The following is a 14156-nucleotide window of genomic DNA, read 5'->3' as shown; positions in this document are numbered from 1 at the left end:
TGAAGCCACCTTTTCACTTTGCGGTAGCCGGGCGAAAGCGCCGGCTGCCCCTTTCACTCGCCCCGCAGCAGGGCGGCGACCCCGGTGCGGGCGATCTCTGCCAGCCCCAGCGGCCGCATGAGATCGGCAAAGGCGTCGATCTTTTCCGGCGCGCCGGTGATTTCGAAGATGAAGCTGCCCAGCGTGCTGTCCACCACGTTGGCGCGGAAGATGTCCGCCAGCCGCAGCGCCTCGACCCGCTTGTCGCCGGTGCTCACCACCTTCAGCATGGCCAGTTCGCGTTCGACCGACGGGCCCTCCACCGTCAGGTCGTGGACTTCGTGTACCGGCACGATGCGGCCCAGCTGGGCCTTGATCTGTTCGATCACCTGCGGCGTGCCGGTGGTGACGATGGTGATGCGCGACAGGTGCCCGGTATGGTCCACCTCGGCCACGGTCAGGCTTTCGATATTGTAGCCGCGGCCCGAGAACAGGCCGATCACCCGCGCCAGGACGCCGGGTTCGTTTTCCACCAGAAGCGCCAGGGTGTGGCGCTCCTCGACATCCGAAAAGGTGGGGCGCAGGTTGTAGGCCGAGTGGCGGGTCGAGCCTTTCTTGATCTGCAGGGCTGACATTTTCTGGTTCCTCGATCTCGTGTTCCGGTTTCTTCCTTGCCGTTCAGACCAGCACCGCGCCGCCCCGTTCGATCGCCCCTTCGGTCGAGGCCTCGCCAAGCAGCATCTCGTTATGGGCCTTGCCCGAGGGGATCATCGGGAAGCAGTTGGCGTGTTTCTCCACCACGCAGTCGAAGATCACCGGGCCGTCATGTTCGATCATCTCCATGATCGCGTCGTCCAGATCGGCCGGATCGTCGCACAGGATGCCCTTGGCCCCGAAGGCCTCGGCCAGCTTGACGAAATCGGGCAGCGATTCCGACCAGGAATGCGAATAGCGCGAGCCATGCAGAAGCTCCTGCCACTGGCGGACCATGCCGAGGCGTTCGTTGTTGAGGATGAACTGCTTGACCGGCAGGTCGTATTGCGCGGCGGTGCCCATCTCCTGCATGTTCATCAGCCAGCTGGCATCGCCCGCCACGTTGATGACCAGCGCCTCGGGGTGCGCCAGCTGCACCCCGATCGAGGCGGGAAAGCCGTAGCCCATGGTGCCCAGACCCCCCGAGGTCATCAGCCGGCCCGGCTCGTCGAAGGTCAGGAACTGGGCCGCCCACATCTGGTGCTGGCCCACCTCGGTGCAGATGTAGCGGTCATGCCCCTTGGTCAGCGCCTCGAGCCGTTGCAGCGCATATTGCGGCTGGATGGTCTTGTCGGTGTTGCGATAGGCGAGGCAGTCGATCTTGCGCCATTCGTCGATCTGCGCGTGCCATTTCGCCACCGCCTCGGCCCGGGTCTTGCGGCCGCGCGACTTCCAGATCTTCAGGACGTCCTCAAGCACATGGGCCACGTCGCCGACGATGGGGATGTCGGTCTTGACCACCTTGTTGATTGAGGAGGGATCGATGTCGATATGCGCCTTCTTCGAGTTCGGGCTGAAGGCGTCGATGCGGCCGGTGATGCGGTCGTCGAACCGCGCTCCGATAGCGATCATCAGGTCGCAGTCATGCATGGCCATGTTGGCTTCATACAGCCCGTGCATCCCCAGCATGCCCAGCCAGTTCGGCCCCGAGGCCGGATAGGCGCCCAGCCCCATGAGCGTCGAGGTGATCGGAAAGCCGGTCGCATCCACCAGCTCGCGCAGCAGCTGGCAGGCGGCGGGGCCGGAATTGATGACGCCGCCGCCGGTGTAGAAGACCGGGCGCTCGGCGGTCTCGATGGCCGCCACCAGTTCGGTGATTTCCTCCGGGTCGCCCTTGACCTGCGGCTGGTAATGCGAGTTCGAGGGCCGGGGCGGCACGTAGGTTCCGGTGGCGAACTGCACGTCCTTGGGAATGTCCACCAGCACCGGGCCGGGACGCCCGGCGGTGGCGACGTGAAAGGCCTCGTGGATGGTTTCGGCCAGGCGGTCGGTGTCCTTGACCAGCCAGTTGTGTTTCGTGCAGGGGCGGGTGATGCCGACGGTATCGGCCTCCTGAAAGGCGTCGGAGCCGATCATGAAGGTGGGCACCTGCCCGGTGATCACCACGACGGGTATCGAATCCATCAGCGCGTCGGTCAGCCCGGTCACCGCATTGGTGGCGCCGGGGCCGGAGGTGACCAGCACCACCCCGGGCCGGCCGGTGGAGCGGGCATAGCCCTCGGCCGCGTGCACCGCGCCCTGTTCGTGGCGCACCAGGATGTGGCGGATGTCGTTCTGCACGAACAGCTCGTCATAGATGGGAAGAACGGCGCCGCCGGGATAGCCGAATACCGTGTCCACGCCCTGGTCCTTCAGGGCTTGAACCACCATTTTTGCGCCGGTCATTTCACGTTTCATCTGGCTTGCTCCATTGGCGACATCCTGCATCCCGTGCGAACAAAAAAAAGCCCCCGGTCGGAAACGAGGGCGCATGGGTTCGATTATGGTCAACCGTTACCGGCCCATGCGCGCGCGTCCTACGATGACGATCAGGAAATCCATGCCCCGCGGCCCTTTCATGTTCGAAGCGGACATTATGGGGGCGGGAAAGGGGCGTCAACCGGCAATCGGATGGTTTTCATGCAATTTCAGGGGTGAATCCGGTCATTTTCTTGCGTTCGTGACCGGGTGCGACGAAATATCCGGCATTTTCCGCCCCTTCAGCGGCGGTGTCAGGCGCCGCTTTCGACCGTCTCCAGCCGCTCCAGCGCCTGCATCCAGAGGGCCTCGGCCCGTTCCAGAGCGTCCTCGATTTCGGCAAACTTCTTCTGCCAGGTGGCGATATCGACCTGCCGGCCCGGTTCGTAAAGCGCCGGATCGGCCAGCCGGGCCGAGAGCTTCTCCTTCATCTCGACCAGCTTCTCGACCCGCGTTTCGCATTTTCGCAACTCGGCCCGGGCGGCGATGAGCGCCTCGCGCGCGGGGCGGGCGGGGCGGGGGCGTTTCGGCCGGGAAGAAGGCGGCCCCGCCTCCGTCTTTCCTGCCTTTCCCGTCTTCCCGGCTCCGCCGTCCTCGCCCTGCAGCAGCATTGCCCGGTAGCTTTCCAGGTCGCCCTCCCAGGGGCGCACCGTTCCCTGCGACACCAGCCACAGCCGATCGGCGAGAAGGCCCAGCAGGTGCATGTCGTGGCTGACCAGGATCACCGCGCCGCCATAGCCGGTGAGCGCCTCGACCAGCGCCTCGCGGCTTTCGATGTCGAGGTGGTTGGTGGGCTCGTCGAGGATCAGAAGATGCGGCGCGTCGATGGTGGCAATCAGAAGGCTCAGCCGCGCCTTCTGCCCGCCCGAGAGGTCGCCCACCTGCATCTCGGCCTGATCGGCCCCCAGCCCGAAGCCGGCCAGCCGCGCGCGCAGCTTCGCCGGTGGCTCGTCGGGGCGCAGGCGGACGAGATGGGCCAGCGGCGACTCTTCGGCGCGCAGCTCTTCGATCTGGTGCTGGGCGAAATAGCCGATGCGCAGCTTCGACGAGCGGACGAGGCGGCCCTCCATCAGCTCCAGCCGCCCCGCGAGCAGCTTCGCCAGCGTCGACTTGCCCTGCCCGTTGCGGCCCAGCAGCGCGATGCGGTCGTCGGGATCGATGCGCAGGTTCAGCCGCCGCAGCACGGGGCGGCCGTCATAGCCCGCCGCGCCGTCTTCGAGGTGGATGATGGGGGGCGACAGCGCTTCGGGTTCGGGGAAGGAAAACGCGCGCAGGGCGGCCTCCTGCGGGGTGGTGATCGGCTCCATCCGGGCCAGCGCCTTGAGCCGCGACTGGGCCTGTTTGGCCTTGTCCGCCTTGTAGCGGAAGCGGTCCACATAGGATTGCAGCCGGGCGCGGCGGGCCTGCTGCTTCTTCGCCTCGGCCTGCGCCTGGGCGAGCCGCTCGGTGCGGGTCCGGGCGAAGCGGTCATAGGGGCCGGGGTAGAGGGTGAGCCGGCGGTTCTCCAGGTGAAGGATGGACCCCACCGCGCGGTTGAGCAGGTCGCGGTCGTGGCTGATGATGAGGACGGTATGGGGATAGCGGGCGATGTAGCTTTCCAGCCACAGCGCACCTTCGAGGTCGAGGTAGTTGGTCGGCTCGTCCAGCAGCAGCAGGTCGGGCTGCGCGAACAGCGCGCCGGCCAGCGCTACCCGCATCCGCCAGCCGCCCGAGAAGGCGGCGCAGGGGCGGCGCTGGTCGTTTTCGTCGAAGCCCAGCCCCTTGAGGATGGCGCTGGCGCGGCCTTCGGCGCTCCAGGCGTCGATATCGGCCAGCCGGGTCTGGATTTCGGCGATGCGGGCGGGGTCGGTGGCGGTTTCGGCCTCGGCCAGAAGCCGGGCGCGTTCGGTATCGGCGGCCAGAACCGTGTCGAGGAGCGTCTCCTGCGTCGCCGGGGCTTCCTGCGCCACGCCGCCGATGCGGGTGCGGGGGGGCAGGGTGATGGAGCCGCCCTCCAACGCCAACTCGCCCCGGATCAGGCGAAAGAGCGTGGTCTTGCCGGTGCCGTTGCGCCCCACCAGCCCGACCTTGTGCCCGGCCGGGATGCGGGCCGAGGCGTTCTGGAACAGGGGGCGGCCGCCGATGGAGAAGGTGATGTTGTCGATCCGGAGCATGGGCGGGTGATGGCGCAGGGGGGCGGGGGATGTCAATCGCGGCGGGAGGGGCAACAAGTCCCTTCCCAAGGCGGGCGCCGCATGTTAGGCGGCGCGCGATATTTCCCGGCGGGCCGGGGTTTTCGCGCCCGCCCCCTGTCATCCATGAAGGAGAGCCCGATATGGCCATCGAACGCACCCTGTCGATCATCAAGCCCGACGCCACCCGCCGCAACCTGACCGGCAAGATCAATGCCAAGTTCGAGGAGGGCGGCCTGTGCATCGTGGCGCAGAAGCGCATCCGCCTGACCCGCGAACAGGCGGGCGAGTTCTATGCCGTGCACAAGGACCGCCCGTTCTATGACGAGCTGTGCGAATTCATGTCCTCGGCTCCGGTGGTGGTGCAGGTCCTGGAAGGCGAGAACGCGATCGCGCGCAACCGCGAGATCATGGGCGCCACCAACCCCGCCGATGCGGCGCCGGGCACGATCCGGGCCGAGTTCGCCGAGTCGGTCGGCGAGAATTCGGTGCATGGTTCGGACGCGCCCGAGACGGCGGCGCAGGAGATCGCCTTTTTCTTCTCGGGCATCGAGATCGTCGGCTGAGCGGTTCCGGGCGCTTGCGCGCCCGGCCGGGCGAGGGGGACGCTGTCCCCATCCTGGCCCGTGCGGGCCAGTTCACCCCCTGGAGTATTTTCGGCAAGAGGAAGGGCAGGCGGTACGGGGTGCCGCCTGTTCTTGTCGCGTTCAGCTTCGGCGGGGGCGTTGAATGACGCCGATCGCATCGAGGCTGCGCTCCAGTTCCGACCGGTGGTGGTCGAAGGCGCGCGCCTTGATTGCGTTGAAGCGGGCGCGCAGGGCCTTTTTTTCGTCGCCCTTGCAATCGTTCCACGGGCGCCCCTGCAAACCCATGACCAGAACGTAATAGCCGATGAAATGCGGCTTCGTGCCGGTTTTCAGGAGGCGGGCATAGGTTTCGTCGGGCCCCAGTGCGCGGATCGCCTCGGCCGAGTGGATGCCGGCGCGGGCGCAGGCGGCCTCGTAGGCGGGGCCGAGATTGCGGATCGACGATACGGGCGTTGGCATGGTGCCAGTCTAGCCGCCACGCGGCCGGCTGTCACGATGGGGCAGGATGGGGGGCGGCCGGGGCGGGCTCCGCGTCCGGCGCCGCGGCAACGGTCGGGGCCGGAGAGCGGGCGAGGCGTTCGAGTTCGTCCTTGTTCATGCAATAGCCGGGGGTGGCGTGCAGGCGGCTGCAGCCGGCCTGAAGGGCGCGGCATTTTTCCTGTTCGCGGCACGCGGCGCAGCGAATCACGAGGCTGCGGAGCCTGAGCGCCGCGGAGTCGGGGCGCGCGGCGATATCCGAGGAAAGATCGGCGCCCAGCCGGCGGGCCATGCCCTCGACCAGGTCGGTACTCTGAAAGAATCCGGAAAAGATGCCCATTTCTTCGTCTCCTTGCCTTTGTGGGCGCATGCATCGCAGCCTCGGGCGCCAAGTGGCAGATTCGTCGCGGCCCGTTCTTGATTTCAGTCAAGCGAGCGGGATGTCGGGGGCAGGAATTTCTGCAATGGCGAAAATGCTTGCGGCATTGCGGCGAATTGGGCATTCAGGGCGGACAGGTTCAAAGGAAGGATGGGAGACAACGACATGACCCTTGCCGCGACCAACGGTGTTCTCGCCGAGGCACTCGGCCCCCGCGAGGGCGCCGCGCTGCGTATCAAGCAGGTGGTTCTGGTGATGCTGGGGATCGCCGTGCTGGCGGTTTCCGCGAAGATCAAGGTGCCGATGTGGCCGGTGCCGATCACGATGCAGACATTCGTCGTCCTGTCGGTCGGTGCGGCCTATGGCGCGCGGTTGGGGCTTGTGACCATCCTTGGCTATCTGCTGATCGGGGCGCTGGGTTTCGACGTGTTCGCCGGCTCGTCGGCCGAGAAATACGGGCTGGCCTACATGATGGGCGGCACCGGCGGCTACCTTGTCGGGTTCGCGCTGGCTTCGGTCGCGCTGGGCGCCCTGGCGCGGCGGGGCTGGGACCGTTCCTTCGGCTGGATGGCGCTGGCCATGCTGATCGGCAACGTGCTGATCTATGTGCCGGGCCTGCTCTGGCTGGGTCAGCTTTACGGCTGGGACAAGCCGATCCTCGAGTGGGGGCTGTATCCGTTCCTCGTGGGGGATGCGATCAAGCTGGCGCTGGCGGCGGTGGTGATGCCGGTGCTGTGGAAACTGGTGGGCAGCGCCCGCGCCTGAGCGCATCCATGTGACGCATCGCGGGGCCCGGACCATTGGTTCGGGCCCTTTTTCGTGCCGGGGGCGTCGGGCGCCTGGATAAGGACCAGATGGCCTTGTCTCGTCACCCTTCTGTCGGTTCGCCAGGGAGGCATGTTCACGCCGAAACGGGTTCGGAGCGCATTGGCGGGACTTGCCCTTGCCATGGCGGCGGTCGGGGCCATGCAGGCCGGGACGCCGCCGGTCTCGTTGCCGATCGCGCCTCCGATCACCGCCCCGCCGATACGCCGTGCCACTGCCTTCGGCGTTTCGAGCTCTCAGCCGTCGATCAGGGAGGTTTCGATCCTGGCGCCGCGGGTGAGCGTCCGGTGAACGGGGCATTTGTCGGCAATTTCCATCAGCCGCGCCCTCTGGGCTTCGTCCAGCGGCCCCTCGAGGCGAATCCTGCGGGTGAAACGGTCGATCTTTCCGCCACTGCCGGGTTCTGCGTCCTGCGCGTGGATCTTGTCGTGGCAGACGTCGACGCTGATGCCGGTCAGCGGCCAGCCCTTGCGCCGGGCGTAGAGGCGGATCGTCATCGAGGTGCAGGCGCCCAGCCCGGCGGCAAGGAAGCCATAGGGCGACATGCCCCGGTTGGTGCCGCCATGGGACTGCGGTTCATCGGCCAGCACGTGATGATACGGTCCCGACTGCACGTCCTGCAGGAAACCGTCGGGATCGGCCTCGGTCACGCGCACGATGCCTTCGGGCGCGCCGGGCGGGGCGGGCGGGGGTTGCAGGCCGAGATAGCGGCGTGACAGCGTGGCGATCACCTCCGCCGCATATTCGGCATCTTCGGGGCGGGAGACAAGGTGGTCGGCATCGTCGAGGGAGACGAAGCTTTTGGGATGCTTCGCCGCCCCGAAGATGGCGGCCGCGGCGTCGATGCTCACGATCTGGTCGCGCGGCGCGTGCAGCACCACCAGTGCCGCCCGCAGCCTGGCCAGGGCCGGACCCAGGGCGCTGTCCCGGACATCGTCGAGGAAAGCCCGACCGACCCGGAAGGGGCGCCCGCCGATCATGATCTCGGCCGTCCCGTCGCGACGCATGTCGTCAAGGCTGCGGTCCAGGTGGCGGGTCACGTGCGACGGGTCGAAGGGGGCGCCGATGGTAGCGACTGCCCGAGTGGAGGGGATGTGTTCGCGGGCCCGGATCACCGCGGCGCCGCCCAGCGAGTGGCCGATGAGCAGTGCGGGCGCCATGCCGCGCCCCTCCAGATAGCGGGTCGCCGCGACCAGGTCCGCGACATTGGATGAAAAATTCGTGTTTCCGAATTCGCCGCCTGAATGGCCCAGCCCGGTGAAGTCGAAACGCAGCACCGCGATGCCCATGGAGGCAAGCCGTGCCGCGATGCGCCGGGCGGCGTGAATGTCCTTGCCGCAGGTGAAGCAGTGGGCGAACAGCGCGGTGGCCAGAACCGGCCCGTCCGGCAGGTCCAGACGGGCGGCAAGGTCATGGCCGGTATGTCCGGGAAAGGTGACGGCTTCGGTCGGCATGGTCTGGCTCCTGATCCGGGGACAGGTCCAAGGTGGGCCTTCTTTCGCCGCAGGCAAGGGGCGGCGAAAGAGGGGTCATGCCATGGTTGCGGCAGCCGGGGACCGGCGCCCGGCGCAAAGGCGCGCGCGCGGCGCGCGGGGAGGGTGCTCAGGCGCGCTCCAGCTCGCCGCCGGCCTGCACCCAGTGGGCCAGCCCGCCGATATTGTGGACATCCTCGTAGCCCAGCTGCCTGAGCAGCGATTGCGCATGGTGCGAACGCGCGCCCGAGGCGCAATAGACGGCGATGGAGCCCGCGGATTTCAGGGCGGGGTGAAAATCGGGATGGCGCGGGTCGGCCGCATCGCGCAGGCGCATCAGGGGAATGTGCAGCGCCCCGCGGGCCTTGCCGGACATGGCGACCTCGCCATGTTCGCGAACGTCGATCAGCGTGATCTTTCCTTCCCGGGCCGCCTGCACGGCCTCGTGCGGGCTCATGCCGGGGGCGGGGCGGGGTTTGCGCATGAAGAACATCTCGATCCTTTCCTGTCTGTCCTGCATCGCCGCTTGCGGCGTCGTCGGAAATATAACATTCAAAATATCGAATACAATCGGGATTGCGATGAAACGATCAGGTTCCGCCTTTGTTCGCAGTTTCCGGTTGGAGACTCGACCGGGCTCGACTATTTCTTGACCATCTGTCCGGGGACTCGCATGGCTGAGCCGAAAATGATCGAAGTGCGCGGTGCGCGCGAACACAATCTCAAGGGGATCGACGTGGACATCCCGCGCGACAGGCTGGTGGTCATCACCGGCCTGTCGGGGTCGGGCAAGTCGAGTCTCGCCTTCGATACCATCTACGCCGAAGGGCAGCGGCGCTATGTCGAAAGCCTCTCGGCCTATGCGCGCCAGTTCCTGGACATGATGGAAAAGCCGGATGTGGACCACATCACCGGCCTTTCCCCGGCCATTTCCATCGAGCAGAAGACCACCTCGAAGAACCCCCGCTCGACCGTCGGCACGGTGACGGAAATCTACGACTATCTGCGGCTGCTGTTTGCCCGCGCCGGCACGCCCTACAGCCCCGCCACCGGCCTGCCGATCGAGGCAAGCCAGGTGCAGGACATGGTGGATCGGATCATGGCGATGGAGGAGGGCACCCGCGCCTATCTGCTGGCTCCGATCGTGCGCGACCGCAAGGGCGAGTACCGCAAGGAATTCCTGGAGTTGCGCAAGCAGGGATTCCAGAGGGTCAAGGTGGACGGCCAGTTCCACGAGCTGGACGAACCGCCGGCGCTCGACAAGAAGTTCCGTCACGACATCGACGTGGTGGTGGACCGCATCATCGTTCGCCCCGGCATGGAGACGCGGCTGGCCGACAGCCTGCGCACGGCGCTGGACCTGGCCGACGGGATCGCGATTCTGGAGACCGCCCCGCGCGAAGGCGAGGGCGCGCCCGAGCGCATCACCTTCAGCGAGAATTTCGCCTGCCCGGTCAGCGGTTTCACCATCCCCGAGATCGAGCCGCGGCTGTTTTCCTTCAATGCCCCCTTCGGCGCCTGCCCGGAATGCGACGGGCTGGGGGAGGAGCTGTTCTTCGACGAACGTCTGGTGGTGCCGGACGTGACGCTGCGGGTGGCGGACGGGGCCATCGCCCCCTGGCGCAAGGGCAAGTCGCCCTATTTCCTGCAGACCATCGAATCGCTGGCCCGCCATTACGGATTTGACCGCAACGCCCGCTGGAGGGACCTGCCCGAGAAGGTGCAGAGGATGTTCCTTTACGGTTCAGGCGACGAGGAAATCCGCTTCCGCTATGACGAGGGGGGGCGGGTCTATGAGGTCACGCGGGTCTTCGAAGGGGTGATCCCCAACATGGAACGCCGCTGGCGCGAGACCGACAGCGCCTGGGTGCGCGAAGAGTTCGAACGCTACCAGAACCGGCGCCCCTGCGGGGCCTGCGGCGGCCACCGGCTGCGCGCCGAGGCGCTGGCGGTGAAGATCGCCGGCCTCCATATCGGCGAGGTGGTGCAGATGTCGATCCGCGAGGCCCTTGCCTGGGTCGAACGGGTGCCCGAAAGCCTGAGTGCGCAGAAGAACGAAATCGCCCGCGCCATCCTGAAGGAGATCCGCGAACGTCTCGGATTCCTGAATAACGTGGGACTGGAATACCTTACCCTGAGCCGTTCAAGCGGCACCCTGTCGGGCGGGGAAAGTCAGCGGATCCGGCTGGCCAGCCAGATCGGCTCGGGGCTGACCGGGGTGCTTTACGTGCTGGACGAGCCCTCCATCGGCTTGCATCAGCGCGACAACGGGCGGCTTCTGGCGACGCTGAAGAACCTGCGCGACCAGGGCAACACGGTGATCGTGGTGGAACATGACGAAGAGGCGATCCGCGCCGCCGACCACGTCTTCGACATCGGGCCCGGCGCCGGCGTGCATGGCGGACGGGTGGTGGCCCAGGGCACGCCCGAAGAGGTGGCCGCCGATCCGGCGTCGCTGACGGGGCAGTATCTGAGTGGCAAACGGGCGATCCCCATTCCTGCCGAGCGGCGCCCTGGAAACGGGAAAAAGGTAACCGTTGTTGGAGCTTGCGGCAACAACCTCAAGGATGTGACGGTGGATTTTCCGCTGGGCATGTTCATCTGCGTCACCGGGGTTTCGGGGGGCGGCAAGTCCACCCTGACCATCGAGACGCTGTTCAAGGCGGCCTCGATGCGGCTCAACGGCGCGCGCCAGACGCCGGCGCCCTGCGAAACCATCCGCGGGCTGGAGCATCTCGACAAGGTGATCGACATCGACCAGCGTCCGATCGGGCGCACTCCGCGCTCGAACCCGGCCACTTATACCGGTGCCTTCACCCCGATCCGCGACTGGTTCGCCGGTCTGCCCGAGGCGCGTGCGCGCGGCTACAAGCCGGGGCGCTTTTCCTTCAACGTCAAGGGCGGCCGCTGCGAGGCCTGCCAGGGCGACGGGGTGATCCGCATCGAGATGCACTTCCTGCCCGATGTCTATGTGACCTGCGAGACCTGCAAGGGCGCGAGATACAATCGCGAGACGCTGGAAGTTCGCTTCAAGGGCAAAAGCATAGCCGACGTTCTTGACATGACGGTCGAAGAGGCGCTCGCCTTCTTCAGGGCCGTGCCCTCGATCCGCGACAAGATGGAGGCGCTGCATCGGGTGGGCCTTGACTACATCAAGGTCGGTCAGCAGGCCACCACGCTTTCGGGGGGCGAGGCGCAGCGGGTCAAGCTTTCGAAAGAACTGGCGCGGCGCGCGACGGGGCGCACGCTCTACATTCTCGACGAACCCACGACGGGGCTGCATTTCGAGGACGTGAAGAAGCTGCTCGACGTGCTGCACGAGCTTGTGGACCAGGGCAACACGGTGGTGGTCATCGAACACAATCTCGACGTCATCAAAACCGCCGACTGGATCATCGACATCGGCCCCGAGGGTGGCGATGGCGGTGGCGAGATCGTTGTCACCGGCACGCCCGAGGATGTGGCCGCCTGTGAGCGCAGCCACACCGGGCGCTATCTCAAGGACATGTTGGGGGCCGGTCGCGTAGCTGCCGAGTAGTCACGAAAACGGCCCGTCCGGGCGGGAACGGGCCTTGTGTGGTCAAGCGGCTTCGGCTCAGGCCTTGGCTGCACCGCCATGCCCCTTGCCGCCATGCGAGCTGTTGGTGGACCAGCCCAGCATCCTGTAGATCGGGCAGAAGCCGACGGCGCCGGTGACGACCGGGATCAGGCCCAGCCAGAACACCCACCTGTAGGCCCAGTCGGTCCAGTAGAAGAAGCCGGCAATGATGACGAGGCCGACGATCACGCGGATCACGCGATCCAGAACACCAGTGTTGACGTCGAACATTTTCACATCCTCCGTAACTCTGATCCCGTGCGGGCTGAACGCACGCACCATCGAGAATCTGGTTTTCCGGGGCGGGTTTTCAAGGGGCGGCGGCGTGGGGTGCAGGGCCGGGAAGGGGGGCTCTGCCCCCCTCGGCCCTGCGGGCCTCTCCCCCCGGGATATTTGCGGGCCAGAAAAAGAGTATCGATTCGGGAAAGGCAGAGACGCTGGGCCGGGGGGTGGGCGACCCGGGCTGGGTGGGAGGGATTGAACGCGACTTGTCCGGGGGCGGGAAACGGTCCGACCGGCTGCCGATGCTTCATCAGCGACACGCGATGTCGCATTCGGCGCGGCGGCGCTCTGCCATTCGGGTCCCACTGGAGCCGACCGGCAGGAGGGGGGCCGACATGGCGAGGAAACCGGAACGCGGACGGCGCGGCGGAGGACGGGCAGGGGCCGCGGCCCGGCGCGGTCCGGCCGTCATCGAGCAGATGCCCTGGCGGTTACCGGTCAATCTCGACCTGCCAGTGGAGCCGCTTGGCGAAGAGGGCGTGCAGGCCATCCACGATGGCGCAATGCGCATACTCGAAGAGATCGGGGTGCGCTTTCTCAATGCCGAGGCGCTGGCGATCCTGCGCGAGGCGGGCTGCATCGTCGAGGGCGATCTCGTGCGCATGGGGCGCGATTTCGTGATGGAGATGATCGCCCGCGCGCCCGACAGTTTCACCCTCACCCCGCGCAACCCGGAGCGCGAGATCGTGTTGGGCGGGGCCTTTGTGCTGTTCGGAAACGTGTCCTCGCCGCCGAACTACTGGGATCTGGATCTTGGCCGCAAGGTGCCTGGAACCCGGAAAACCTGTGCCGACCTTCTGAAGCTCACGCAATATTTCAACTGCATCCATTTCGCGGGTGGCTACCCGGTCGAGCCGGTGGACATTCACGCTTCGGTCCGTCACCTTGATGTGCTGCATGACAAGCTGACGCTGACCGACAAGGTGGTTCATGCCTACAGCCTCGGGCGCGAGAGGGTCGAGGACGTGATGGAGATGGTGCGCATCAGTGGCGGCCTGAGCGAAGAGGAATTCCGCTCGAAACCGCGGATGTACACCAACATCAACTCCACCTCGCCGCTCAAGCACGACCAGCCGATGATCGACGGCTGCCTGCGGCTGATCCGGCAGGGGCAGGCGGTGGTGGTGACGCCCTTCACGCTGGCCGGGGCCATGGCGCCCGTGACCATGGCCGGCGCGGTCGCCCAGTCGCTGGCCGAGGCGCTCTGCGCCATCGCTCTTTTCCAGTACGTGGCCCCCGGCGCACCTTGCGCCATCGGCACCTTCACCTCGAACGTGGACATGAAATCCGGTGCTCCGGCCTTCGGTACGCCCGAATACATGCGCGCGACCCAGATGACGGGGCAGATGGCCCGGTTCTACGGGCTGCCGCTGCGCTCGTCGGCCTGCTGCACGGCGAACGTCCCCGACGGGCAGGCGATATGGGAGACCGCCAACAGCCTGTGGGCCGCGATCCAGTCGGGCACCAACATGGTCTATCATGCCGCCGGCTGGCTGGAAGGCGGGCTGATCGCCAGCCCCGAAAAATTCGTCATGGATTGCGAGATGCTGCAACAGCTTCAGCGTTACATGGAGCCCGGGATCGTGGCGACCGATGCGGATGCGCTTGCGCTCGAGGCGATCCGCGAGGTCGGGCACGAGGGCCATTTCTTCGGCGTGCGGCATACGCAGGACCGCTATGCCACCGCCTTCTACCAGCCGTTCCTGAGCGACTGGCGCAATTTCGAGGCCTGGGAGGCCGCCGGAGCGGTCTGGACGCCCGAGCGCGCCCATCGCCTGTTCAAGAGGATCATTGCGGAATTCGAGCCCCCGCCCATGGATGTCGCCATCCGCGACGAGCTGGCCGATTTCGTGGCCCGGCGAAAGGCCGAGGGCGGCGCGCCCACGGATTTCTGAG

General features: G+C 66.6%; 12 protein-coding genes. 4 read left to right on the top strand and 8 right to left on the bottom strand.

Features of this window, described 5'->3' with window-relative positions; genetic code table 11:
• Nucleotides 1–53: 53 nt before the first annotated feature.
• From ilvN to ACZ5CM_RS10350, 3 genes are all read right to left on the bottom strand, one after another.
• Entirely contained in the window at nucleotides 54–614 is a 561-nt protein-coding gene (gene ilvN / locus ACZ5CM_RS10360) for an acetolactate synthase small subunit (protein WP_464638384.1), read from the bottom strand.
• Nucleotides 615–657: 43 nt separating this feature from the next.
• Nucleotides 658–2409 carry an acetolactate synthase 3 large subunit gene (locus tag ACZ5CM_RS10355; RefSeq protein WP_464638381.1) on the bottom strand — a complete coding sequence of 584 codons (1752 nt, stop codon included), beginning with the start codon at nucleotides 2407–2409 and terminating at the stop codon, nucleotides 658–660.
• Between the two features lie 314 nt (nucleotides 2410–2723).
• Complete coding sequence (locus ACZ5CM_RS10350; protein ID WP_464638378.1) at nucleotides 2724–4622, bottom strand: ABC-F family ATP-binding cassette domain-containing protein; 1899 nt, start codon at nucleotides 4620–4622, stop codon at nucleotides 2724–2726.
• 161 nt (nucleotides 4623–4783) lie between these two features.
• Here ACZ5CM_RS10350 and ndk point away from each other — a divergent pair, with 161 nt between their 5' ends.
• Nucleotides 4784–5206: a nucleoside-diphosphate kinase gene (ndk, locus tag ACZ5CM_RS10345; protein WP_464638375.1), complete on the top strand. Its 423-nt coding sequence runs from the start codon at nucleotides 4784–4786 to the stop codon at nucleotides 5204–5206.
• 141 nt (nucleotides 5207–5347) lie between these two features.
• On the opposite strand, the gene ACZ5CM_RS10340 is transcribed toward ndk, so the two are convergent.
• Together ACZ5CM_RS10340 and ACZ5CM_RS10335 are read right to left on the bottom strand one after the other, a co-directional pair.
• On the bottom strand, nucleotides 5348–5686 hold the full coding sequence (locus tag ACZ5CM_RS10340; RefSeq protein ID WP_464638372.1) for a TfoX/Sxy family DNA transformation protein: 339 nt from the start codon (nucleotides 5684–5686) through the stop codon (nucleotides 5348–5350).
• Between the two features lie 31 nt (nucleotides 5687–5717).
• Nucleotides 5718–6044, bottom strand: a complete 327-nt coding sequence (locus tag ACZ5CM_RS10335) for a DUF6455 family protein (protein WP_464638369.1) — start codon at nucleotides 6042–6044, stop codon at nucleotides 5718–5720.
• 204 nt (nucleotides 6045–6248) lie between these two features.
• Here ACZ5CM_RS10335 and ACZ5CM_RS10330 point away from each other — a divergent pair, with 204 nt between their 5' ends.
• Nucleotides 6249–6848 (top strand): biotin transporter BioY, encoded by a 600-nt coding sequence (locus ACZ5CM_RS10330; protein WP_464638366.1) that lies wholly within the window; start codon nucleotides 6249–6251, stop codon nucleotides 6846–6848.
• A 296-nt stretch (nucleotides 6849–7144) separates the two neighbouring features.
• Here ACZ5CM_RS10330 and ACZ5CM_RS10325 read toward each other — a convergent pair whose 3' ends face one another.
• Both ACZ5CM_RS10325 and ACZ5CM_RS10320 read right to left on the bottom strand, forming a co-directional pair.
• The gene (locus ACZ5CM_RS10325) at nucleotides 7145–8362 is read right to left on the bottom strand and encodes a bifunctional alpha/beta hydrolase/OsmC family protein (RefSeq protein ID WP_464638363.1); all 1218 of its coding nucleotides are present in this window, start codon (nucleotides 8360–8362) and stop codon (nucleotides 7145–7147) included.
• Nucleotides 8363–8510: 148 nt separating this feature from the next.
• Nucleotides 8511–8900, bottom strand: coding sequence for a rhodanese-like domain-containing protein (locus tag ACZ5CM_RS10320; RefSeq protein WP_464638361.1), 390 nt, complete (start codon nucleotides 8898–8900; stop codon nucleotides 8511–8513).
• A 153-nt stretch (nucleotides 8901–9053) separates the two neighbouring features.
• On the opposite strand from ACZ5CM_RS10320, the gene uvrA reads away from it, so the two are divergent.
• On the top strand, nucleotides 9054–11918 hold the full coding sequence (uvrA, locus tag ACZ5CM_RS10315; protein ID WP_464638358.1) for an excinuclease ABC subunit UvrA: 2865 nt from the start codon (nucleotides 9054–9056) through the stop codon (nucleotides 11916–11918).
• Nucleotides 11919–11975: 57 nt separating this feature from the next.
• On the opposite strand, the gene ACZ5CM_RS10310 is transcribed toward uvrA, so the two are convergent.
• Nucleotides 11976–12209, bottom strand: coding sequence for a YgaP family membrane protein (locus ACZ5CM_RS10310; RefSeq protein ID WP_464638355.1), 234 nt, complete (start codon nucleotides 12207–12209; stop codon nucleotides 11976–11978).
• Between the two features lie 386 nt (nucleotides 12210–12595).
• Between ACZ5CM_RS10310 and ACZ5CM_RS10305 the strand changes: the two genes are divergently transcribed.
• Nucleotides 12596–14155: a trimethylamine methyltransferase family protein gene (locus tag ACZ5CM_RS10305; protein ID WP_464638353.1), complete on the top strand. Its 1560-nt coding sequence runs from the start codon at nucleotides 12596–12598 to the stop codon at nucleotides 14153–14155.
• Nucleotide 14156 lies beyond the last annotated feature (1 nt).

The organism is Piezobacter thermophilus, from assembly GCF_055386745.1.
This window is presented reverse-complemented; position numbering and strand designations above follow the sequence as displayed.